The organism is Candidatus Leptofilum sp. (genome assembly GCF_965223285.1).
GTDB lineage: Bacteria > Chloroflexota > Anaerolineae > Promineifilales > Promineifilaceae > Leptofilum.
On record NZ_OZ244997.1, the window covers coordinates 159375 to 183076 of the forward strand.

Genomic DNA, 23702 nt, shown 5'->3' on the forward strand with positions numbered 1-23702 from the left:
GGGAAAGAGTCCCCTTTGTCAAGCAACTTTTGCAATTATGCGGGTTTTCGAGGTCCATTATGCAGAAAAGCGGGTTTTACAAGTTACTTAGTCGATAGCCAACACCGGGAACAGTGAGGATAAGCGTAGGCTGACTGGGGGTTAGCTCCACCTTTTCGCGCAGGCGACGGATGTGGACGTTGACGGTGCGCTCATCTTCGACGGCCGTATCATACCCCCACGCCCCCTGCAGAATTTGTGACCTCGTTAGAGCCTGCCCCGCATTTCGCGCCAAATACACAAAAAGCCGGAACTCCGTTGGCGTAAGCTCTAGCTGGGTCTGTCCGCGCAACACCAGGCTGCGATCCAGATCGATCACCAAATCAGCTACAAAAAGCCGGTTGCTGTTTGTACTGCTGGCCAGTTCGCCATAGGCGCGGCGCAGCAACGCCCGCAATCGGGAAAGCAGCTCACGCACACCAAATGGCTTCGTCACGTAATCGTCTGCGCCCATTTCCAGCCCCAGCACCTTGTCCATCTCTTCTTGCTGTGCCGTTAGCATCAGAATGGGCTGGCGCAGCTTGTGCTGGCGCAGCTGGCGACAAAAATCAAAGCCAGAGCCATCCGGCAGGCGCACATCTAAAATGATGAGGTGGGGCGGCTGTTCCTGAGCTAAACGAAGGCCATCACGGCCGTATTTAGTCCAGGTAACGCCATACCCCTCCGCTTCAAGCACTTCTTTCAGGCTGGTGGCAACGGCCGTATCGTCCTCAATGAGCAAAATGGTATGTGGTCCCTGCATGAGGCCCAATCATAGCAGGCACCATCAACGTGGCAATGCCTAAATCTTCTCTGGATTTAGATAAACAAAGCGAAATGGGGCAAAATGCTCAATAAATTGTGGCTGGAAATCAAATTGACCGTTATTTGCCGGGCCAAATTCAATTAAATCTGTCGCTGGATCGAAGAATTGGATAAGGGGCTGATCGGCAGCAATGTAGGATTGGGCATCGGCATTGTATGGCAGCCGGTCGCTAATTGGATTAACAACTTTTGCACCTAGATACGGCCGTCGTAAAGCATTCACCGTTTGCCGCCAACCCAACAGGCGCAGCAGAGACCAGCCCACGCGAGCCACTGGACGCGTTGCTTCCTGCACCTGCCCAGCAAAGATCATCTCACCGTCTGAATTGACAAAGCGGAATCGCTTCTGGCCGTTGGTTCGCGTAATTTCAGCTTTTGTTAACTGGGCATCCAGCCCCAGCAGTTCACGATTATAAGCAACGGCCGTTTCCGTATCGTTCCATAAGCCATAGCAAAACATTCGTGCCGCTGGGTTAACGAATAGAGCTTTCAGCAAGGTCAGAGGATGGCTAGCAACTGGGGGTTGGGGCTGGTGAGCCACCAAGAAGCTAAATTGCAGCTCCTTGTGCGGCCCCAAACTGGCCTCTGTAAAATCTACCACCCAGATGCCCATGACGGCACGGCCACCTTCCGTTTGCAGCGGATGCACAGTTTCATTTTGCAACAATGACTGTACCTGCCCCAAATCGGCCGTGCCGCCAATCAGCGTACCGTGTCCATCATACGTTTGGTAGGGCGTAGGCACACGCCCTACCGGGATTTCCACGTCACTTTGCAATGGGTATGCTTCAAATAATGCGTGTGATTTTGTCTTCATGAGCCAACTTTATGCCAAAACCAGGCGGTTGAAAAGCGGTACGCTAATGGCGTAAGAAATAACGTGCATCAAACTCAAAGTAACAACCGTTGCCATGCCAGGGGCGATTGTACCCGGCGCGCCGTAGCCAAAACCAGCCGAAATGGGTAGCACCAGCGAGAGCAGCAAGCCAATCGTCGCCAAAATGAGGTAATGACGTGCTGGTTTGGCAGAGAACCTGGCAACCAGAGCAAACACAAAAGTGCCGATGAGCAAATACACAATGTTGGCACCCACAATTTGCCCGACCCCAGCACCTTGCCAGGCCGTCACTTCAGGATAAACTGCACCTGCTGCGGCATACAAGCCAAGATTAGCAATAATGGCTGCGAGCATGGCCAGTGGGCTTACCCAGGCCAATTTACGAACAGTCGATTTTGCTTGCTGGGGTTTCTGAATTGCTTCAATTTTTGTGGTCATTTCATTCTCCTTTCGGTTTGTGATTGATATCTAAACAATAGCAAGCGCAATGCCGCCTGTAACCAATCAACCGATGGAAGAATCATTCGCGATAGGTGGATTCCGTACTCCGCTGGCCAGTCGAAGTGTATCAACCGATCGGTTGATACGGCCGTTCCCCTCCCCATATCCCTGATGGAAAAAGTAATTTTCTGGCAAAAAAAAAAGCTGCACAACAAATTAAGTTCGCTGTGCAGCTTACAAGCAATATGAGCTGTGGAAATGGTTCACTACGGCCGTAAAATGAGGGGCGTAAACGTCTGTGTCCCGTTCACGATGGTCACCACGGGCGGCCCTGTGGCACCATAGCCACCCTCAGCAGTTGCTCCATAGAATTCATTCCGCAAGACGGCCGTTTCCATAATTGGCGTTGTCGGCGTCACTACCAGGCCCACAGACACCTCCCCTCCGGCAGCCAGCGGCAGAAGATTCCAGGTCACCACGCCCTCAAACTCCAGGCCGCTATCGGTGACACTGAGCAACATTGTGCCTGTTGGCAACCTGTCTGTAATCACCAAATTATTGGCAGGCAGCGTGCCATCGTTGCGCACCGTCAATGTGTAATGAATAGGTTCTCCCGTTTGCACGTGCACCGTACCAACTTTGTTAATGCGCAGGGATGGTGCAAGAATTTGGGTGGTAACGGCCGTCTCCCCTTGCACCGACACACCACCAGCCGCCTGTGCCCCGTAATCAAAGTTTGTTACTGCCTGAACGGCCGTAACGGCAAACGCTACCGTGGTGCTACTCCCTGCTGCCAACTCACCAACATCCCAGCGGACCACCCCATTCTGCAAGTTACCGCCAGAACCAGCCACGTAGCTGGCACCAACCGGCAGCGTATCGGTAATGAACAAGCCAACGGCTGGGCTGCTGCCGGTATTGGTCACGCTGATTTGGTAAATTATCGGTGCACCAGCCCCGCTTTCAGTTGGGCCACTTTTATGAATAGCTAGCGTGGTCGGAGCCACCACACTGTTTTCCACAATGTGGTATACAGACCCCGTTGACAACTCTGCCAAATACAACTCGCCATCAATATTTTCACCAAACGTCGTCGGAAACGCAGCGAGCGTACCATAATCATGTGCTTCCCAACCACCTGCTTCTGGATGCAGGTTCCAGAGAAAGCCACTACAAAAATCAGCCAGCAAATAATGCCCCTGCATCGCCGGATATTGCTGACCGCGATACACAAAACCACCCGTCACAGAGCAATGGTTAATCGGCTCACCTTCACCGTTCACTTCATCTTGGTTGTAGGTAAAGACGGGAAAGGTATAGGTGACGCTTTGGCACGATGGCGCGTCGTGCAGCAAGTTTCCCTCATGGCAAGGCCAGCCGTAATTTTCGCCACCGCTACTGTCCGCGGGTTGGAAGTTAATCTCTTCTTGCTCAAATTCACCCACATCGGCGATAAACAGATCGCCCGTTGCCCGATCAAAGCTGATGCGCCACGGATTGCGTAAACCCAACGCCCAAATCTCATCGCAATCGCCGCCTGCCCCATTGCGAAAGGGATTGTCATCGGGGATAGTGTAATGCGCTGTGCCGCAATCTGGTGCATGTGCCGACCCTTCCGTTACATCCAAACGCAAAATTTTGCCGAGCAAGCTGGTTTTATCTTGTGGTACCGTTGTTGGCGTATTTCCCTCCGGCAAACCGCCATCACCTACAGCAACATACAGATAGCCATCCGCGCCAAAGGCCAACGCGCCCCCATTATGCCCATCCTTTGGTTCGACAACGGTGAGCAAAATGACCCCGCTACTGCCGTCGGCAATGTTGGCATCCTCGCTTACCTGATAACGAACCAGCACGTTATTCTTGTCGCTTTGGCGAGTGTAATAGATATAGAACAAGCCATTGTTGGCGTAATCGGGATCAAAAGCTAACCCTAGCAGGCCATTTTCACCAAACAGGCTTACATCGCCACTCACATCCAGGAATGGCGTCTCTAGCAACGTGCCGTCCACGGTAAGAATGCGAATTTGGCCACCTTGCTGGGTGACGAAGAGACGGCCGTCTCCCGGCACCCCTGTATTGGCAATGGCAGTGGGCAAAGAGAGCCCATCAGCGAATAGCTCCAGATATAGATCAAGCTCTGCCGCAGGCGCAGCCACCACCTCTGGCGCAGTGGATAGATTGCCGTTGAGAAGGCTCCATAAGCTGCTTAAAAACAGAAGGGGCAGTAAGAGAATGAGGGCAAGTCGGAAACGGCCGTTTACTTTGGGCTTAGACACATTTGCCTCCTTTTCAACTAGATCAACACGTCTCATCGTACCAATCGGGGAAGCCAATCGCCATCAATGAAGCGATAAAAACAGTAATTATGTGGCTGCCTATTCCTGCGAAAGTTGCTTGACAAACGGCCGTCTCTCATGCTACTATCCCGCTAGCCGACCAACTGGTCGGTCGCGGAGAATTTCACATGAGTGAGTCAATTGAAAAATATTGATTTTGCCTCAGAGACCTCAGAGCTTAGAGAGGTAAACTCTTTTTTCTCTGTATTCTCTGTGGCTTTTTCAAAGAGCCATGAGTGAACACGAAAGCAAGGCACACATTCTGGCCACAGCAACGGCCGTTTTTGCCGAGAAAGGGTTTGCCAAAGCCAGCATGAACGACATCGTGCGGGCCAGCGGCTTGAGCAAGGGTGGCGTTTATTGGCATTTCAAAAGCAAAGACACACTGATTGCCGCACTCTTTGACCAATTTTTTGTGGGTCAGTTAGCTATGCTGGACGAGGTGCTGGCGAGCAAAGGAACGGCCGTTGCCAAAATCATGCAGCTTGCCGCCCTATCCAGCACAGATGTAGAAACGATGGCCGCCCAATTCCCTTCACCACTAGAGTTTTATGCGCTTGCGGCACGGGAGGACGGACTTAAATCGTTGTTGCAAACTCATTTTTACAACTACCAGCAAAAGGTTAGTGCCCTAGTGCAGCAAGGCATCGCCAATGGTGAGTTTCACGCGGTAGACAGTGAAGCGATTGCTAAAGCATTCATTGCTATATTTGAAGGTGCCCTGCTCCTCTGGGCCGTTTCGCCAGAGCTGATCGACTTGAGCAATGATGTAGAAACGGCCGTTCGCCACTTGCTGCAAGGATTAGAAGCAAAATGAACCAAAAAGCCCGACTGCTGGCAGAAATCGAAGTAACTCAGGCACAATTCCACCAACTCTTGCAAAGCATTCCAGATGAGGCATTTGGCTTACTCAGCAGCAACCCGGCTTGGACAGTTGGCGAACTGCTCTACCACATGAGCATCGCTCCCCGATTCATGGTGGCGGACGTGAAGCTGATTTTGCAACGGCCGTTTCTGCTCAAGCTGCTGCCCAAACTGTTCCCGGAACGGCTCTTTCATTGGCTCAATGCACGGCTTACCCGACACGGTGCGCGCCAATTAAACCGCCAATTTTTAGCGGACGAATACGACAAGGCACACGAACGTATTCTGCAAACCTTGCACAGCCTCGATGAAGCCGATTTGCAAAAGCATGTCCATTATCCAGATTGGGACCCGCTGCTAGCGGGTGATGTCTCGTTAGACTATCTATTTGGCTACATCAAGCGCCACTTCGACAGCCATGCTGCCGAAATTCAAAGCAGTCTAACATTGACGCTTTCAGAAGAAGGAACATCATGAATCAAGCAGACTATAAGCCTGTGACGGGTCTCAGAAAGTTTTTCTACCGGATTGGTCTGGGTGGCCTAATGGGCAAGCGATTTTTGCTGCTTAACCACATCGGCCGCAAGAGTGGCAAGCCGCGCCAAACGGTGTTGGAAGTCGTCAATTACCAAAAAGCGACAGATACTTTTTTCATCGCCTCAGGCTTTGGCAAAAAGTCAGATTGGTATTTGAATATTTTGGCACAGCCTCAAGTGGACATTCAGATTGGTTGGCGCAAATTGGCGGTTACGGCCGTTCCCCTCACCCCACACCAATCGGGCGAAGCCATGGTAGATTACGCTCGCCGCCATCCCACTGCCGCCAAGAACCTGGGCAAGCTCATTGGCTACAATGCATCAACCGAAGCAGATTATCGCAACTTGGGGCATAATTTCCTTCCCTTTATTGCCCTGGAGCCACGATGAAAATTTCCTGGACACCTCCCGAACCACGCGACGGCCTGGCTGGCATGTGGGACAAATTTATCGGCCCTCGTGCCACCGACGCTGAGCTTTGGCTGCAATTGATCGGCGGGCTGGGCTTAACGGCCGTACTCACTCTCACCAATTTCGACCAGCGCACCGAGCTAGACTGGTCTACTGCGCAATGGAGTATATTTCTCCTGTTTGCCTTTGATCTCTCTGGAGGAATCATCACTAACGCCACGGCCACCGCCAAGCGATGGTATCATCGCCAGGGGCAACGATTCATGGATCATTTTGGCTTTGTGGCCATCCACGGCATTCACTTGGCGGTAGTGGCCTGGCTGTTTCGTGGCGGAGACTGGCTCTATTTTGGAATTTATTATGGCTATTTACTGCTGGCAACGGCCGTTCTTTTACGCACGGAGCTTTACCTGAAACGGCCGTTAACGCTGCTCCTTTACAGCAGTGCGCTGCTGATCAACAGCAGCAGCATTCTGGCCACCCCCGGCTTCGGTTGGTTTATTCCTTTCTTTTTTCTCAAGCTGTTGGTGGCTCACCTGCTGCCAGAAGCACCCTTCCGACCAAACCACCCATGATTACGAGTGCCCGTTCATTTTGACACTGGCAAAGGCAAAGCCATCTTCTTGCCCTTTCGATGAGTTCATCAACCTGTCTAAAACCGGATTATTGGGATCGGTTACAAATTCCCAGAATGCCGTTTGTGCCGTTGTCCCCAGGCGATTGGCGTCTCGTCCCAAATAAATGTCCTGCTCAATTTCCAGCCCGCGCACCTTCACAGGTGCTACCTTGCCTTCCACCAAGCGAGAAATAATGATCTGCGACACAAAACCCACGCCAATCCCTTCTTGCACTGCAAGGGCAATGGCTTCAGAGTTGCCCAACGTAAGCACCGTCTTCAATTGCTCAAAAACAATATCGTGTTCGCGCAGCTGCTCTTCTGCCACAAAGCGCGTGCCAGACCCCTCTTCCCGCCAAATGAAGTTGGCTTGTAGCAGCTCATAGGGTTCTATATATTCCCGTTTTGCCCAAGGATGGTTCAATGGAACAATGAGACTCACGCGATCTGTGATGAAGCGCGAAAATTCAACATTGCTGTTCAGCTCACGGGCACTGGCCAAAGCCAAATGCACATCACCGTCACACAGCATTTGCACAGCAATGTTTCGTGGCGTCACAAAGCAACTGGCCTCCACTTTTGGATATTGCTGCATAAAGCTGGAGAGTAAAAAGGGCAAGACATATTTGCCTACGGTGGTGCTACACCCAACCGTGAGACGGCCGTACACATCCCCCTTCAACGACTCCATCTTGTTGTCTATGCTTTGCGAAATGCTAACCATCTCTTGAGACATGGGCAGCAAGGCTTCCCCAGCGTCCGTCAGGCGCAAATGGCGACCAGACCGGATAAACAGCTCAATGCCAAAATGTTGCTCCAACGCCTGAATATGCTGGCTAACACTCGGCTGGGTCATGTGCAGTTGCCGTGCAGCTGCCGTGAAGTTCAAGGTTCTGGCTGCGGTTAAAAATACGTTTAGCTGATGTGCATCTAACACGATACCCTCACATTTACAGACACAAATTCTTCAACTCAAAAACTGTGCCGTACTGATTTTTTATACTTGTGTGTAATTTCACAAATAGTATGCGCTAGTCTGCTTCATGTAGATAGTGCCAAACGTCATAAGCAAACGTTATAAATGACACACCCCACCCCAAAACAAAACCCATACTAGATAGATAAAATGACAAAAGCCCCTCGCAAATAACGAGGGACTTTTGCCATCAATGAATAAACAAACGCAAGATTAGCTAGGGTGCCACAAATTCGGCCGTGGGATAACCAGCTTCTACCCAACCGCTAAAGCCACTCTTCAAGCTAAGTACGTCCGTGTAGCCATAAGACCACAAGATGCTCATGGCAATGGTGGAACGATGACCACTGCCACAGTAAATGATAATGGGCGTGTCCAAATCGGCAGGCCATTGATCAGCCATAGCAACAAAGCTTTCCAGCGGTATGTGAATCCAATTTTCAGCTTCAATGACGCCGTTCTCTTCTAACTCTTCCATACGGCGAACATCAATAACCGTTACTTCTGGGTTCTCCAGCAAAGCCAGATTAAAGTCGTCCGCAGAGATGCCGCCGAATCCATCAGGGACGTTTTGCAGCATTGTCTTCATGGCATCCAGTGCTGCCGGTTCAACTTTGGCTACATCCAGCAGCAGCGGTTCCTGCGCAACGCCTTCAACAACCGGGTAACCAGCTTCTACCCAACCGCTAAAGCTGCCGCCTTTCAGGCAACGAACGTCTTCCCAGCCCATAGCCTCCAGTGCCGCCAGGGCGATGGTGCAGCGCCAGCCGCTACCACAGTAGCTCATGATGGGGGTATCAAAGCTGGGCAGGTATTCAATGTTGTCAGCCAGTTCACGCAGAGGAATATTGACTGCGCCTTCGATGTGGCCGTTAGCCTCCAGTTCAGAAACCTCACGCACGTCCAGCAAGAACGGTGGCGGGTCTTCAACCAGAGCCAAGCTCAAAGCATCTAAACCAATGGTGTTGTAAGCTTCCATATCATCCAAGAAGGTGGTGAAAGCAGCATCCATATCAAAGGTGGGTTCAGGTACCCCAGCCAGGGCATACCCGGCCGCAGAATATGCAGTGTAACCACCTTGCAGGCTGCGTACATTGGTGTAACCATAAGATTTCAAGATGTTCATCGCCACGGTAGAACGATGCCCAGCCTTACAATAAGTTACGATGGGTGCATCTTTATCTGCTGGCCAATTATCTTGCAGTCCAATGAAATCATCCAAGGCAACTGTAACTACATTGGGTGCATCAATTGTGCCCGCCTCAACTTCGCCTGGAGTACGAACATCAACCAAGATAAGGTCTGGGTTTTCAACGATCTCGGTTGCCAAGCTGTCTGAATCAATGCCATTCCAGTTATTTGCGTAGCTATTCAAAACCTCATCCATAGCAAGCACCATTGCTGGATCTGGACTGGCGGCATTCAAGACCTCTGCTTCAGGAGCTAATCCCTCAACAATGGGATATCCTTCTTCAACCCATCCAGTGTAGCTGGGGGAATGCAAAGCTTGCACATTTTCCCAGCCCAACGCGCTTAACGTGGTCATGGCAATAGCAGCACGCCAGCCTGCTTTGCAATAGGTGACAATGTGGGTGTCAAAACTTGGCAAAAGGTCCAGGTTTTGCGCGAGTTCCTTTAGAGGGATATTGACAGCCCCTTCGATATGGCCTAATTCTTCCAATTCTTCCGGATTACGTACATCTAGAATGAATGGCGGCGAATCGGAAACCAATTGTTCATTGAGTAAACTGTAGTCTTTCAAGGCATTATAGCCTTTTAACGAGGCTACAAAAGTCCCATAAGCAGCATCCAATTCCTCAGCTGTAATTGGCTCAATCGCAGCTTCGACAACTTCTTCAACCGTTTCTTCAACAACTTCTTCTACAGGCTCTTCGGCTACTTCAGCTTCTTCAACGACCTCAACAGCCGGGATATCTGGCTCAACAACAGTCTCTTCTGTGGCTGTGTCACCACCACAAGCAACCAGCAGCAAGCCAAAAATCAGCAAAAACACAAAATACTTGTAAGTTTTCATTTCTTACTCCTCACAAAATGTTGGGGGCGATCAATTGACCGCCCAACTTTTAATTTAAACTAAGGCGATTCTTCCGTATCGGTAATCACCGTGGTTGTCGTAATGGATGTGGTAGCCGTAATTTCTGAGATTGGGGCCGGAATCGAATCCACAATCAGAGATAAATTGGCCTCCAGCTCTTCTGGGTAAATCTTATCGGCCGTCAAGAACAGGTCGGCATTGCCATGACAAGAATCACAGGATTCCGTCTGGGGCGTAACGCGCTGAATATTGTGCGGCGTCGTGTAGGCCCAAGTGGGCAGTGCGCTGTAATTGGGCAGCAAATCATCGCCGTAGAAAGAGAAACTATCCTGCGCGATGGGGATGTGCCGCAGCGTCACGTACTCATACGGACGGTCGTAACTTTCCAGTGGGTTCTTGCCAATAATGAAGCTGAAGTAATGATCGTCTGTGGAAAAAATGGGATTGCCTGTGTTCTCGCTAATTTCCACATGGCAGCCATCACAACTGGTATAAGAGATTGAGTGACATACCTGGCAAGAGAGATCGCCTGCATGTTCCTGGTGCATCTCAATATCATCCTGCCCAATAGCAACCGTAATGTGGCAGCTTTCGCAGCGTGGCGTTTGCACACCGTCGTACCGATGATCGGGCGGCTCCACCTGTTGTGCCTCTGGCCCGGTGTGGCAATCCTGGCAATCTTCCGGCGCGCCGTGCATCTCGTGCCCAGAGTGACAATCCACACAAGCCATTCGCCCTTGGGTAAAGTGAACATCGGGTCGTAAACCTTCGTGCTTACCCAAATATTCGTTCCCAATCCGACTGCCGTGGCAAGCGGTGCAGTTACGGGTCATTGAAGGCGTTTCGTTAAACAGATGGCCTTCAATTAAGCCACCCCCTACCAGGTTGGGCTGGCTCACGTGGCATTCGCCACAGGTAGCATGGCAACTGCTGCAATGGTTGTTAAACATGCCGTCAATTGCTTCATGATTTTCTGGCACGGTGCGAGCGTCCAGCACTGTCCAGTAGCCTGCTAGGTTACTGTGCAGGCTATTGTCGTGGGTGGCTACCACATCTGGATGGCATTCACCACATGATTCAACAGGGTTGTTGCTTGGGTTTTCTATCAACCCGACATGCGCTTCAAATTTGTCGGGGGTATTTTGCCCGGCGTGGCAATCGGCGCAGGCTACCTGTCCGTGAACTTCTTCTGGAAACAGTTCCCCATCTACCAAAACCTTCTCCCATGCCTCCAACGGAGGCACCTCTCCGCCTCAACCTTCTCCCGAATTTTCGTTAATCACTTCTTCTTCGGGATCGGCCGTTTGGATGAGCAGGTCTTTATTGGTATGACAGTCCAGACAATTATCAGTTGGTGCTGGTTCTTCTGTGAGTTCGGCAATGGCTACTTCGGTGGGGATTACGGCCGTTGCCGTTTCCTCTAGCACCGGTTCAACATCTGCCACCTGTACGGCATCATTAACCGCTTCAGAATCAGCCGACTGGCAGCCCGCCAGAGCCACCATTCCCAACAGCAGGAACAAGCTCATTAAAAATCCAATCATTTTGAGCGGTAAATTCGCCTGTTTCAAAATTCGCTCCTTCAAAAAAATCTGCTACAGAGACCACAGAGAGAATTGCGCTTGCTCTCATGTTATCTCCTTCAAATTCTGTTGATAAGTTGATCGATTTAGATTCACCAAGCAACGGTATTGCAAACACTTAGTTGGTGAAAATTTTCACTAACAGTATAGCTTACTGGTGGGCGAAATCAATGATTTTTCAAGGTTTTACTTATTGTTTTTGCTTCTAACCATCCATAACAAAAAGCAATCAAATTGAAGGTCTATCCTATTGAGTTCGTTATTTTTTATTGTTAGAATGCTTGTATTGTTAATATTTTCACAAATGATTGCTTGGTGTAGAAGCCAAGGAGAATTTCGAATTTGCCGGGAATTGAGGCGACTATGAAACAGTTTTTGAAAACCATTAGATTAAATTGGCCGGTGCTGCTGGGATGTTTGACGGGAACGGCCGTTTTGCTTTTTACTGTTCAATTGGCTATGGCGCAGGACGATGAGGAGCCAGACGCGCCTATCATTCCCACACAGGAATGCCAGGAGTGCCATTTGGACGTGGCCAACCATTGGCAAGACAGTGCCCACGCCAACGCGTATGCCAATGAAATCTTTCAGGAAAATTGGGTTGGCCTAGGTGAGCCGGTGGAATGCCTAGCTTGCCACACAACCAACTTTCAACCCGCTACAGGGGAATTTGATGAAGAAGGCGTAGCTTGTGAATCTTGCCACGGTGAAACTACCGCGGAGCATCCACCCGAACCTGTGCCCATTTTGGCAGATACCGAATATTGTGGCACGTGCCACACCACCACGTTGGGAGAGTGGCACCAGACGGGCCACGCTTCTGAAGACATCGGCTGCAACGATTGCCATGATCCGCATAGCCAACAGCCACTCTTTGAACAGTCGGACGAGCTTTGCCTAAACTGCCACGAAGAAAGTGCAGAAAACTACGTAGAGGATTTGCACATTCAGGAAGGAATAGGCTGTGTGGATTGTCATGGCTTGGTTGTGCCACCAGAAGAAATGCCAGATGACGGTATTGTGGCGACAGGACATGCCTTCACGATCACGCCAGCCACCTGTGTGGCTTGCCATACTGAATCTTTACATGCCGGGGAAGCCCTGCCTAACTACTCTCATGAAGCTGTAGCCGAAGGTGACCTACTGGAGGTATTACAAGCATCCGCGCATGAGGCTGAGGCTGATGAGTTGACGCCAGAGCAAAAATTGCAGACGTTGGAAGCGGCCTTGGCCAATCGAAACCTGACGTTGCTGTTCCAGGGCGGCGTGTTAGGGCTGGTATTGGGTGGCTCAACGGCCTGGTTTGTAGCCAACAACGTGCGTCAACGGCGTGAGTTTGAAGGACGAGATGATGAGCAAAAACGATAATACGAAACCGCCACTGCTTAGTCGGCGGGACGCGTTAAAGATTATTGGGGCGACGGGGGCAACGGCCGTTATCGCTCAGGCGGTGACGGCTGGCCCATTATCCTCTGGGGCTATCGAAGGATTGGAACGGGAGACCCACCACGCCAGCTCAGACCACGAGTGGCATATGGTGATTGATTTGGCACAGTGCATTGGCTGCCAATATTGCATTTGGGCCTGCCAGGCCACCAATGACGTGCCGGAAGACAACATGCGCTGGAATATTGGCTTTCCTGAACGCACGGAAGATGGCACTGACTTTTATATGACGCGGCCCTGCTTGCACTGCCAGGAAGCGCCCTGCACTAAAGTATGCCCTGTTGGAGCCACCTGGGTGCGCGAAGATGGCATTGTGGCGATGGATTACGATCGCTGCATTGGCTGCCGGTATTGCGAGGTTGCTTGCCCATACGATGTGCGTCGCTTCAACTGGGGATCAATTGAGACAGAAAACTCATACCAACCTACCTGGGGCGTGGCTGAGGTTGAACGCCGGGAACGGGGCGTAGCGGAGAAGTGTACATTCTGCGTCCATCGCATCGACCGGGGCATGGCTGAGGGGTTAACGCCAGGGGTAGACCCGCAGGCGACGCCCGCTTGCGTCAATATCTGCCCGGTAAATGCGCGCGTTTTTGGGAACATCAAAGACCCAGAAAGCCCGGTTTCCAAATATTTGGCGGAGCATGAGACGTTCCGGCTGCGGGAAGATTTTGGTACGGAGCCAAAGGTGCATTACGTGCGCCCGGAACGTAAGGAGGCATGAGATGGCTGTGACACAAATTCCTGAGAAAAAAGGTGGGATACGGCCGTTTCACGTCTGGCTCGTCTCGTTGGGCGCGATGCTGGCAGTGGGCGGCTGGGGTATTTACCAAACCCTTTGGAACGGCTTACAGATAACGAACCTAACAGACCAAGTGCCATGGGGCTTATGGATTACACATGATTTGTCTGCCATTGCCCTGGGTGCAGGCGCGTTTACATTTTCGGCCGTGGTTTACCTGTTCCGCATTAAGCGGTTCGAGCCAATGGCCCGCATTGCCGTGTTTGTGGGCTTTTTAGGATACACCTCGGCGATGTTGGCTCTGGCAATGGACATTGGCCGCCCAGACCGTTTTTGGCACCCTTTGGTCTATTGGAATGTGCATTCGGTGCTGTGGGAAATTACGCTATGCGTCATTTTATACTCTACTGTGCTGGTCATCGAGGTGCTGCCGATTTTGTTTGAGAGTCGCCTGTTTGACAATCGCCCGCGGTGGCGAGCCTTTGGTCACAAGCTGCACAAGTTAACGCCCATGATGGCGGTGTTGGGGCTGGCACTGTCGATGCTGCACCAATCTTCGCTGGGAGCCACCTACGGCGTTTTGTCGGGACGGGCTATCTGGTTCAAGCCGTCTATGCCGGTGATGTTTATTTTATCGGCCATTGCCGGAGGCGTTGCGGCCACGCTGCTAGTGACGATGATTGTGAGCAAGCTAACCAATCGGGAGCTAATTGACAAGTTTTTACGGCGGGACGTGGCGCGGCTGGCAGCATTTACGCTGCTGGCGTACCTGTACCTGAAGCTGTGGGATTGGGCGGCAACCTCTTACTACAGCCAGGCACCGGGCACAGCGGACGCTTTAACTCGCCTACAGGCAACAACGCCTTATACACAATCTTTTTGGTGGATTGAGATTTTCTTGTGTGGTCTGATACCTGCGGTGATTTTGCTGAACCGCGAAATGCGGCGGCAGGAGTGGCCGCTGATGGGGGCATTGTTCCTGGTGGTGTTTGGGGTCATTATTAATCGCTGGAACGTCACATTATCTGGTTTGGTGGTGCCGCCGCAATGGTCGCCTGGGGTGCTAGGGCGGACGATTGCCGTGGCGTATACGCCATCCTGGGTCGAGATTGCCGTTTCGGTGGGCGTGTTAGGGTATGCGTTTCTGGCATTCACGCTGGGGGCAAAATATCTACCTTTGTTTACGAATGGGCATAATGACACTGAACATGACGTGCCTACCAACTAGCAGGTAAGGGCGATTTGCGAATCGCCCCGACACACAAAGGAATTGTGTGTGAATATGAAATTCTTAAAACTTTCTTGTTTTCTGTTGTTGGCCTTGATTTTGCTGTGGGTAGGAACGGCCGTTAGCTGCAACACTACGGAGACAACCGAAGAACTCATAAGTGAAGAAAGTAATGAGGTAGAAGTTCCAGAAGAGGTGATGGTCGTGCGGGAAGCGGCACTGGAACATTTACGCACCATTGCCCAGGTTTGTGTTCCGCCAGAAGGTACGCCGTGGGATAGCAGCAGTAATGATGATTTTGCTGCCACTGGCACAAGCATCTATCTCTTTTCAGCAGAGGATTGCAAGCTGAATGTGTCATACCCGTCCCCTGCTACGGAAGAGACGTTATTTTACGTCGCTTTGCGCAATGCGTCGCTTGATTTTTGCTGGCAAGGGGTGCTAAAGGCCGACGGAGAAATTCAATCAACCGGGTATGACATGGTTGAGCCGGGATTGGCGAATCCATCAGCAGAGCATTGTGAGGCGCAAGGATACACCTTTGAAATTCGTACCCAGGAGGATGGTAAACAGTGCGGCGCGTGTGTTTTCTCTGAAGCGGAAGATGATGTGTGTAACGCTTGGGATTATTTCTACGGCAACTGCGTTCCTGCCGAATAATCGTTAGCCCAGATTCTTTGCCGTACTGATTTGTGTGGCCAAGAATCGACGGCTAGGGAAAGAGGACAAAACGGGCACGTTATTGTGCCCGTTTTTGCGTTTATGTCCGACTTTATGCCCCAATGCCACGTGTGTACAGCAGGAACATCCCCAATAAGTAGACGAGAATAGTGGCAATAGTGTCTAGCTCAATGAAGAGGAATTTGCGCTCGACGCGGGCCAGATTGCCTACTAACGCCATGTTGGTGAGCAGCAGCCCCAGCAGCCCGACCAACACAAAGTTTTCGTCGATGGCTCCCAAGAAACGGCCGTCTAGATAAAAGAAATCCGCAATACCTAATCCCAGCATGTTGAAAACGCTGGAGCCAAAGAGATTGCCCACGGCCATATCGAAGGCATTCATGCGCATGGCGGCCAGCGCAGCCAGCAATTCTGGCAGTGATGTGACCAAGCTGAGCAAGGCCGTGCCGATGAAACCAGTCCCTAAGCCGGTAATTTCGGCAATTTCAGTGCTGGCACTTACTAAAATTGGCACCACAACAATGAGCGCAACGGCCGACAGACCAAAGCCGATCATCCCGCGCCGCAAGGTGGGGAAATCATCGGCAGGTTCAGGCGTAGGTGCCGGTTCGCCCGGACCTTTATTTTCCCGCTGAATAAGCCAAATACCACCAAAATAAAGGCCAATAATCACCAGGCTATCTAACCCAACCCAGCCAATTGTGATGTCTACTTCATCCAAAATGGAGATGATGGCAATCAGCATCAAGATGGTCGTGAGAGCGGCCGTAAGAGCGTGGCTAATGGCAATGCGGCGCAGCAGTGGCACCTGGTAATTGATAAGATCAACAATGGCCAGGAGCATCATATTGACCATGTTGCTGCCAAAAAAGTTACCCGCCGCCAGATTGGGGAAACCAGCCTGGAAGGCACTGATCGAAGCGATGAGTTCGGGCAGGGAAGTGGCCCCAGCCAGGAAAATGGTGCCGACAAACAGACCGCCGAGCTTGGTACGCACGGCGATAATGTCGCCGTATTCGGCTAATTTAATGGCCGCGTAAACGACAACGGCCGCACTGAGTAAAAATCGTAACCAAACCATAATTTTGAGTATGCAAGTTTGCAAGTGACAAGTGGAATATTCACCCGTTCACCTTGTCACTTTGCTAAAGTTAGCCCCCACGTTTTGGCCACGGGCAGCGCAAAAATGATCCCCTTGTCTGGCTCTGTTAAATCTCCCAGAACAGCTTCCGTTGCTTTTACGGCCGCTTCTGCCAAATCCAAATCATCAATGACGGTGAACAGAGTGTTGTGCCCCACGCGAGCACTGCCAAACATCTGGCTAAAGCCAACAAAGGCCATGTCTGCGCTGTGGCGGCGCAGCACGCGGTGCAGCCCGGTGCTTTCGATGATGGTAACACCGCCCACGCCTGCGCTTTCCCAGGCGTTGAGTACGTCATTTAGATGTGCCGTGTCGTCTAAAACCATCATGAGCATGTACATAATTGTCTCCTAAATTACGCAGGATGCTTTTATTGCGTAGCGTAACCAGAAATCCGCTACGCAATACGGACTACGCAATGTCAAATGTCCTTCTTTGCCTGCCGATACGCCCAATAGGCCTCTTGGGTTTCAGTGAGCCATGCCATCAACTTTTCCTCATCATTCGCTTCGATGAGAGCGGCGACGTCGGCCAGTTGGCTTTGATAATGGGCGATTTGCTGGAGAACGGCCGTTTTATTTGTCAGCAAAATGTCCAGCATCATCCGGGGATCGGTGCCAGAAACGCGGGACGTGTCCCGGAAGCCGGATGAACTAACGGGCCAAAGACGGTCATCGTCCAGGCTGGCGGCGTTGCGCATGAGCGCGGCGGCTACCATGTATGGCAGATGGCTCACCACTGCGACCATATTGTCGTGCAAAGTGGACGGTAAAACCAGTGGATTGGCCCCCAAATCGGTGACGAGTTGATGAGCGACAGTTTCCAGATGGGGTGTGGTGCGCTGCGTGGGGCACAAAATGAAGGTGTGGTGGCGGAACATATCGGGCGTGGCCGCGCCAAAGCCTGCTACTTCTTTGCCGCACATGGGGTGTCCACCGATAGCCTGAAAATTGTCGGGCAGATTGTCCATAGCCTGACAAATGTCGGTTTTGCTACTGCCCAGGTCGAGGACGAGGCAGCCATCGGGGCGGAGTTTGGGCAATTGGTTCAGCACGTTGACGATGGTGCGGACGGGGGTTGCCAGGACAATTAAATCTGCTTTTTCCACGCCCAAAGCGAGATCGTCGCTCACAAAATCGGCAATGCGGCCAGCGGCGGCGCGTGTTTTGGGATTTGTATCGACAATGGTAAGATGAAACGGCCGTTGCGGAATAGACAACCGCCGCGCCAGGCGCAAAGCCAGCGCCAATGAGCCACCCATCAGCCCCAAACCAACCACACAAATTCGCTCTACCTGCATAGCTGGGGATTATACCGGGATTTCTTACGGCCGTCCCTACACGTAAAAGCGAAACACGAATGTGACGAATTTTTAGGGTACATTCGTGGCATTCGCCAATTCGTCTTATTCGTGACAAAAATTTGCCCAATAAGAAATTGTGGTTACAAGTACGGCCGTTCACCAGCAAGTTGAAGCGTTTTTTCTAACAGGTTTTTGCTGTAGTGAAGGGTTGAATTTTGGAGAACTTCAATAAAAGGAGTTATTTGGTCGAGCAAACGATTGTGTTTAGCTAAAAGCAAAATGCCAAGAGCACCAACACAGCGAATCTCGTTTGATTCAGCCAAAGCTCTAGCTCGACGGTCATCAATCAGCAAATAATCCGCTGCCAGATTTTTATAGAGCAACATCGCCTCAATTTCGCCACGTCCCAATCCACCAGCCGCGAGCACAAACTGTGAGCTATCAACCGTGACAATGCGCTTTTCCAGAAACTTTGCCAAAGAGTGTGCTTCCGGCTTACCTGAAACTGTCACCTCATCATAAACAGCCTGCGGGACTTTTACATCTTCGTAAAGCTGTGTCAAAAATTCTAGCGCATTGCACGTGGACAAAGCCACCAAAGCGGAACTATCGGCGACAATTATCATTTAGGATTGGGTTAATCGCTGGAAATCAGCTTCCAATTCATCTGGCGTTTGGGTTTTTACGGGGATGCCCTCACGCTTAAGCAAAGCTAGAAAAACGTATCGATCCACACCAGCCAGTTCGCAGGCGGCTCCGATAGAAAGCTCACCTGATTGGTACATGCCAAGCGCAGCATAGAGTCGAATTTTCGACGCAACGCGCTCCGGTGAATCTGCTATAAATTGGGAGGAGGGTAAAGTGATTGTCACTTCCATGTCAATTTCTCCAGCCAGTGCAATTTCTGCAATCTAATAGGACATTTCCTACTCACATTATAAACGGGGATAACCTAAACTCAAACATACAAATCTGGCGCAGAAAGAATCTGCGGCTACAGTAGAGGCAAAAATAGGGCGGAGGGGTGGGCTGGGTCGTGGTAGATGGTTTGGTGGGCAACGCGCATTTCGGTGGCGTGCATGACGGGGTTGCCGGTGCCGAGGTTGCGGCTGATGCGAGGGTGGGCACCGCTGGAAACCTGCAAGCGCAGGCGATGGCCGGGCTGAAATTGGTAGGCGGTGGCCCACATATCTACCTCAACCAGCAGGCTGCCATCTGGCTGAGGTTCCCCCCGCCCTGGCTGCACGCGGAAGAGGCCGTCGCAAACGTTGAGGGAACGGCCGTCCCCAGCCACATCGCACAAACGGCCGTAAAAATCCGTATATTCCAGGCTGGAGCGCACGTACAGCCGCAGCCGCACATGACCAATGACGGTAAGCGGCTTGGTGAGGGGTTCCGTGGTGTACGTCAGCACGTCGGGGCGAGCTTCCAATGGACGGTTGTCTACCGGCCCCGCCTCGATGGAGAGCAGCGCACCGCCCAGGTTGGGTGTGGGCTCGGCCGGATCGTACCGATAATGGTCTGGCGGCGAGTCGGTAGCTGGCAGAGTGGTGGCAAGCTGCCCTAGCGATTGTAAATAGAAGGGTGTTTCTTGAGACGGCGGCGGCCAACTTTCGTAATTGAGCCATTTGTCTGCGCCTTGCAGGTAGATTTGCACGGGAGACGGCCGTATCGCCCTCGTTTCCCCCTGCAATTTTGCCGTAAACCAAGCCAGCCCTTCGCGCACGGCGGCCAACATGCCGGGGAACGCCATATGCGTCCACGGCCCGATGGTGAGGTGCGGGTCGTGCCCAGCCGCACGTAAGGCAGCGTAATCTGCTAGCTGGCCTTGCAGGAAAATGTCGTACCAGCCTGCCACCAAATGAATCGGCACGCCGATTTTTGGCACCTTGCGCCGTAAATCGACAGCCTGCCAATACGGATCATTCGGCTCGTAATGCTGCGCCCATTTTTGGTAAAAATCTTGCGGATGGCCCAGCACCGCTTCGTCAGCAGTTGCCAGCGGCAGCTGGGTTTGGCCAGGGGCGATGCGCTCATTTTGCATGGGCGCGTAGTAAGAAAGCCCCATTTTTTCCCAGGGGGGCAAGCTGTCGTCCATCATTGCTTCCAGCAGCAAAATCCAGCGCAGCGTGCGATCCAGCCACATGAAGCCTTGATCGTTTGGCCCGCCCAGGTTGGCTTGGGTGATGGCGGGCAGCAGGGCCTGCAGGTGCGGGGTTCCGGTAGAGGCGGCAGCCCACTGCACAAAACCGACGTAGCTTTGCCCCCACATGCCGGTACGGCCGTTGCTCCAGCTTTGTTCGGCAATCCAGGCCAGCGTTGCTTCCCCATCGGCGGCTTCGTTCACGTAGGGTTCAAAATGACCCTCGGAAGCGAAACGGCCGCGCACATCCTGGCAGAGTACGTTGAAGCCCCGCTCGGCAAAGAGGGTGGCAAAGAATTGATTGAGGCTTTTACGGCCGTATGGCGTGCGAATCAATACCGTCGGCGCAGGGCCCAATCCAGTCGGGCGATATAAATCGGCAACCAAAATTACCCCATCGGGCATCGTGATTTGAATGTTGGGTTCAGTGCTAAATTGTGTTTGGGGTGGCGAAAGTTTCAGTAGGCGAGCAATGATTTGTCGCCGATTTTGGTAAACAAGCGTGCCAGCCGCCGCAGCTGTAGCTGCCAAGCCGAGCCATTTTTTTATGGATTTTGCCATTCGTTTGCGTCCAGATAAATGAGGTTGGTTTGAAGGCCTTCATCTTGCCAGGAGATGATAAAGCCATTGCTAAATTGCTGGAGCGTCACATCGGCTGCTTGCCGCTCCTGATCTTCTGGCTGACCGAGCTTGGCAGCAACGGCCGTATTGCTATCATACACGTAGCCAATCGCTCCCTTGATTAACTCCGACACCTGAAACCCTGCCAATCCTGGCTGATCAACCAAAAAGGCATTCATTGTAAAGTCGTTGTAGAGTACATAAACGGTGTCGGTATCCTCGCGCCACAGCATACGGCCGTTGGCAAATTGCTGCCAGACGCTCAAGGGTCGCGTCACGCCGCTTTGGGGGCAGCCTAGCTGGAAGCGGTGGGCAGCATACAAGGTAGCCCAGGCGGGATTCACAGGTTCGGGGCAGCTTTCTGGCGTGGGCGTTTGCTGAATTTTGGCCGGATTGGCAACGGCCGTTAGCAAAGACTGGACCCCGGCCAACTCACGCTCAAAATTCACGTCTAAAAAACCCGGTAACAGCACAAATATGGTTGGATACCCTTCCCGATCCAGCCAGTTAGACACGTCTCCTGGCAGGTCAGGATTGGCCTGCACATCGGGGTTGGCAATGAATTCGTGCCCGGCGGGAATGGCATAATAATGAGCCAACGTGGCTGAAACCAGACTCACGTCATCACACACGCCCGGCGCCACAGAACCATTTTCATGCCGTCGCGCCCCCCAAAACAGAATTGCTTCGGGTTGATTTTCTTCAATGAAATCTTTTAATAATTGTGTTTCTGGTTCGGAAAATACGTCGCTGCCCCCGCCGCCAGCGACCACCTGACCCAGCACTTTCGGGTCTGGGTCCCAGCGGCAATCCCAATTCCGGTTGAGGTCCACGCCATTGGCATTCAACCTACCAGCCACTGTTCCTGGGGAAACGGCCGCATCGGGACTCAAATTGGGAACAATGTAGAGAGTAACATTGTTGGGAACGGCCGAAATATTGGCTTCAAAATAATCAATAAGCTGCTGCGCCAGCACCACGCTGTTGGGTGCATACCCTGAATGAATGCCGCCGACCAGCAGCAACGTCTCTGGCCCGTCGCCAAAGCGCACCAGTTCAATGTCGCGCCCGCCTGCCGATGGCCCCAACACGATTGTTTCTGGCCCACGGAAGCCGGGGATGGGCGTATGCGTAGGTGTGCTGCTGCTGGTGGGAGCAGGCGTGGCCGTGTCGGTGGCTGTAGCTGTTGCCGTGGCGGTCAGCGTCGGCAAAATGATGGACGCATCCAGACTGTTGTAGGCCGCAATGCGCGAATATTGGGTATTGACGGGAATCAGGGTCGCATCTTCTGCCAACTGAGCCGACTGGCCATCGCTGAGGTCTACAGGCTCCGCCTCCTCCGCTTCACTTAGCTGACACATACCTGCCAAACAATCCACCTCCCAGCTTTCTGAAGCCGGATCATATACAACCCCAATGATGCCATTGACCATATCTGCCTGATAGCCTTCTTCATGGTAAACATGTACAGAAAGCTCAGATTTTACCAGCAGCCGCCCCTGCTCCAGCTTTACCTGCGCATCGTTTTCAGAAACGGCCGTTTCCACACGCACCCTTGTATTGGCATCCAAAATAATGCGGGTAAAGTTGGGCAGCAGCAGTTCAATAGAGTCCTGCCCGGTTTGGAACAAAACGGAATCACGGAAGGGAATACGGCCGTCTTCTGGCAGCTTATCCAGATTGCCCTCATTCTCCCAAACGGCACTGTCATGTGCCTGAAGCACCAAGATGACGTTGGCAATCGGCGTGGGTGGCCGCGGGGTTTCGGTCGCATCCGGCTGCTCCGTTGGTTCAATCACGGCTATGCGGGATTCTGGCGTGGGCGTGGTGGATTGCCCTAATCGGCTGCCGATAAAAAGTGCCAACACCACAACCAGCACCAGCCCAAGCCCGCCTGCAATCCACTGCCAGTGGCGTTGCGGCTGGGTTTCTACCGTGGCTGGCACCTCTGGCGTGGGAGTCGTGTCTGAAACGGCCGTGTCGGGCCGGTACGCATCGCCAGAGTCGCCACTGCCGGTTACTGTGTCAAATGTCTCTTCTTGCGTGCGAATAAGTTCATCGCGCGACGTCATGTAGGCCGTGGGCGATTGCAGTGCCGCCTCGAGCAGATGCGCCAAATGCTCCGCCTTGCGAAAGCGGTCCTGCGGATTTTTGGCCATTGCCTTCCGCAAAATTTCATCCACTTCTTCGGGCAAATCATTTACAAATTTGAAGACACTGGGCACCGGCTCATTGACATGCCCCTGGAAGATCATCCCCAGGTTGCCCCCAAACGGCAGCGCGCCAGTTAGCATCTCAAACACCACCACGCCCAGCGCATAAATGTCGGAACGGCCGTCTAGATCATTCCCCATCACTTGTTCCGGACTCATGTACGGCGCGGTGCCTGGCTGACCCTCTTTGGTAAGCCCTTCTTCGGCTTCACTGTCCTTCACAATCCCAAAATCGGCCAGATAAGCGTACCCATCATCATCCAGCAGAATGTTGCCGGGCTTAATGTCACGATGCACCAGATTGCGCTTGTGGGCAGCATCTAACGCTTGCCCAATGCGGCGGGTGATCTGTATCACTTCATCGCCAGACAAACGCCCCTGCCGAATTTTCTTTGCCAGCGTTCCCCCGGTCATGTAGCGCATCACCAAAAACGGCTGCTCATCTTGGCTAACTGGCAGGTTGAAGTCGTAAAGCGGCACGACAAATGGATGCTCTAACCGGGCAATAGTCCGCGCTTCCCGCTGAAACCGGGCGCGACGCGGCCCCTTCAACGAATCGGAAGGCAATATTTTGATAGCGACATCCCGCTCGGTTTTGGTATCGTAGGCTTGGTAGACTTCCCCCATGGCACCTTCGCCAATTTTATCGCCCAATTCATACCGTTTTGGTAGCTGCATCAT

23 protein-coding genes are annotated in these 23702 nt (G+C 52.3%); 8 read left to right on the forward strand and 15 right to left on the reverse strand.

The window, feature by feature from the left end:
* Window positions 1-76: 76 nt before the first annotated feature.
* The 4 genes from ACOQPU_RS01245 to ACOQPU_RS01260 all read right to left on the reverse strand — a co-directional run bounded on the left by ACOQPU_RS01245 (window position 77) and on the right by ACOQPU_RS01260 (window position 4401).
* The gene (locus tag ACOQPU_RS01245; RefSeq protein WP_420643321.1) at window positions 77-781 is read right to left on the reverse strand and encodes a response regulator transcription factor; all 705 of its coding nucleotides are present in this window, start codon (window positions 779-781) and stop codon (window positions 77-79) included.
* 39 nt (window positions 782-820) lie between these two features.
* Entirely contained in the window at window positions 821-1660 is an 840-nt protein-coding gene (locus ACOQPU_RS01250; RefSeq protein ID WP_420643322.1) for a hypothetical protein, read from the reverse strand.
* A gap of 9 nt (window positions 1661-1669) precedes the next feature.
* Complete coding sequence (locus ACOQPU_RS01255; RefSeq protein ID WP_420643323.1) at window positions 1670-2119, reverse strand: DUF6069 family protein; 450 nt, start codon at window positions 2117-2119, stop codon at window positions 1670-1672.
* Between the two features lie 269 nt (window positions 2120-2388).
* On the reverse strand, window positions 2389-4401 hold the full coding sequence (locus tag ACOQPU_RS01260) for a PQQ-dependent sugar dehydrogenase (protein WP_420643324.1): 2013 nt from the start codon (window positions 4399-4401) through the stop codon (window positions 2389-2391).
* Window positions 4402-4693: 292 nt separating this feature from the next.
* Between ACOQPU_RS01260 and ACOQPU_RS01265 the strand changes: the two genes are divergently transcribed.
* From ACOQPU_RS01265 to ACOQPU_RS01280, 4 genes are read left to right on the forward strand one after another with little or no spacing between them, the layout of a single operon-like run.
* On the forward strand, window positions 4694-5278 hold the full coding sequence (locus ACOQPU_RS01265; RefSeq protein ID WP_420643325.1) for a TetR/AcrR family transcriptional regulator: 585 nt from the start codon (window positions 4694-4696) through the stop codon (window positions 5276-5278).
* Window positions 5275-5802, forward strand: coding sequence for a DinB family protein (locus ACOQPU_RS01270; RefSeq protein ID WP_420643326.1), 528 nt, complete (start codon window positions 5275-5277; stop codon window positions 5800-5802). The genes ACOQPU_RS01265 and ACOQPU_RS01270 overlap by 4 nt, the downstream gene beginning before the upstream one ends.
* Window positions 5799-6251 (forward strand): nitroreductase family deazaflavin-dependent oxidoreductase, encoded by a 453-nt coding sequence (locus tag ACOQPU_RS01275; protein ID WP_420643327.1) that lies wholly within the window; start codon window positions 5799-5801, stop codon window positions 6249-6251. The genes ACOQPU_RS01270 and ACOQPU_RS01275 overlap by 4 nt, the downstream gene beginning before the upstream one ends.
* A complete protein-coding gene (locus tag ACOQPU_RS01280; RefSeq protein ID WP_420643328.1) occupies window positions 6248-6847 on the forward strand; it encodes a hypothetical protein in 600 nt (199 codons plus the stop codon). Before ACOQPU_RS01275 ends, ACOQPU_RS01280 begins: the two co-directional genes overlap by 4 nt.
* On the opposite strand, the gene ACOQPU_RS01285 is transcribed toward ACOQPU_RS01280, so the two are convergent.
* From ACOQPU_RS01285 to ACOQPU_RS01300, 4 genes are all read right to left on the reverse strand, one after another.
* Window positions 6848-7825 (reverse strand): LysR substrate-binding domain-containing protein, encoded by a 978-nt coding sequence (locus tag ACOQPU_RS01285; protein WP_420643329.1) that lies wholly within the window; start codon window positions 7823-7825, stop codon window positions 6848-6850.
* Window positions 7826-8081: 256 nt separating this feature from the next.
* Window positions 8082-9899 (reverse strand): rhodanese-like domain-containing protein, encoded by a 1818-nt coding sequence (locus ACOQPU_RS01290; RefSeq protein ID WP_420643330.1) that lies wholly within the window; start codon window positions 9897-9899, stop codon window positions 8082-8084.
* 59 nt (window positions 9900-9958) lie between these two features.
* Complete coding sequence (locus ACOQPU_RS01295) at window positions 9959-11164, reverse strand: hypothetical protein (protein ID WP_420643331.1); 1206 nt, start codon at window positions 11162-11164, stop codon at window positions 9959-9961.
* Window positions 11165-11173: 9 nt separating this feature from the next.
* Complete coding sequence (locus ACOQPU_RS01300; protein ID WP_420643332.1) at window positions 11174-11491, reverse strand: hypothetical protein; 318 nt, start codon at window positions 11489-11491, stop codon at window positions 11174-11176.
* A 375-nt stretch (window positions 11492-11866) separates the two neighbouring features.
* Here ACOQPU_RS01300 and ACOQPU_RS01305 point away from each other — a divergent pair, with 375 nt between their 5' ends.
* From ACOQPU_RS01305 to ACOQPU_RS01320, 4 genes are read left to right on the forward strand one after another with little or no spacing between them, the layout of a single operon-like run.
* A complete protein-coding gene (locus ACOQPU_RS01305) occupies window positions 11867-12871 on the forward strand; it encodes a multiheme c-type cytochrome (protein ID WP_420643333.1) in 1005 nt (334 codons plus the stop codon).
* Complete coding sequence (dsrO, locus tag ACOQPU_RS01310) at window positions 12852-13673, forward strand: sulfate reduction electron transfer complex DsrMKJOP subunit DsrO (RefSeq protein ID WP_420643334.1); 822 nt, start codon at window positions 12852-12854, stop codon at window positions 13671-13673. The genes ACOQPU_RS01305 and dsrO overlap by 20 nt, the downstream gene beginning before the upstream one ends.
* 1 nt (window position 13674) lies before the next feature.
* Complete coding sequence (nrfD, locus tag ACOQPU_RS01315) at window positions 13675-14919, forward strand: NrfD/PsrC family molybdoenzyme membrane anchor subunit (protein WP_420643335.1); 1245 nt, start codon at window positions 13675-13677, stop codon at window positions 14917-14919.
* 54 nt (window positions 14920-14973) lie between these two features.
* On the forward strand, window positions 14974-15579 hold the full coding sequence (locus ACOQPU_RS01320) for a DUF333 domain-containing protein (RefSeq protein ID WP_420643336.1): 606 nt from the start codon (window positions 14974-14976) through the stop codon (window positions 15577-15579).
* A gap of 112 nt (window positions 15580-15691) precedes the next feature.
* Here ACOQPU_RS01320 and ACOQPU_RS01325 read toward each other — a convergent pair whose 3' ends face one another.
* The 7 genes from ACOQPU_RS01325 to ACOQPU_RS01355 all read right to left on the reverse strand — a co-directional run bounded on the left by ACOQPU_RS01325 (window position 15692) and on the right by ACOQPU_RS01355 (window position 23702).
* The gene (locus ACOQPU_RS01325; RefSeq protein WP_420643337.1) at window positions 15692-16681 is read right to left on the reverse strand and encodes a sodium:calcium antiporter; all 990 of its coding nucleotides are present in this window, start codon (window positions 16679-16681) and stop codon (window positions 15692-15694) included.
* A 56-nt stretch (window positions 16682-16737) separates the two neighbouring features.
* Complete coding sequence (locus ACOQPU_RS01330; RefSeq protein ID WP_420643338.1) at window positions 16738-17082, reverse strand: hypothetical protein; 345 nt, start codon at window positions 17080-17082, stop codon at window positions 16738-16740.
* 80 nt (window positions 17083-17162) lie between these two features.
* Window positions 17163-18041, reverse strand: coding sequence for a prephenate dehydrogenase (locus ACOQPU_RS01335; RefSeq protein ID WP_420643339.1), 879 nt, complete (start codon window positions 18039-18041; stop codon window positions 17163-17165).
* A 143-nt stretch (window positions 18042-18184) separates the two neighbouring features.
* Complete coding sequence (locus ACOQPU_RS01340; protein ID WP_420643340.1) at window positions 18185-18670, reverse strand: DUF3368 domain-containing protein; 486 nt, start codon at window positions 18668-18670, stop codon at window positions 18185-18187.
* Window positions 18671-18922: a UPF0175 family protein gene (locus tag ACOQPU_RS01345; RefSeq protein WP_420643341.1), complete on the reverse strand. Its 252-nt coding sequence runs from the start codon at window positions 18920-18922 to the stop codon at window positions 18671-18673. It lies immediately after the preceding gene.
* Between the two features lie 116 nt (window positions 18923-19038).
* Entirely contained in the window at window positions 19039-20748 is a 1710-nt protein-coding gene (locus ACOQPU_RS01350; protein WP_420643342.1) for a CocE/NonD family hydrolase, read from the reverse strand.
* Window positions 20733-23702, reverse strand: coding sequence for a protein kinase domain-containing protein (locus ACOQPU_RS01355; RefSeq protein ID WP_420643343.1), 2970 nt, complete (start codon window positions 23700-23702; stop codon window positions 20733-20735). The genes ACOQPU_RS01350 and ACOQPU_RS01355 overlap by 16 nt, the downstream gene beginning before the upstream one ends.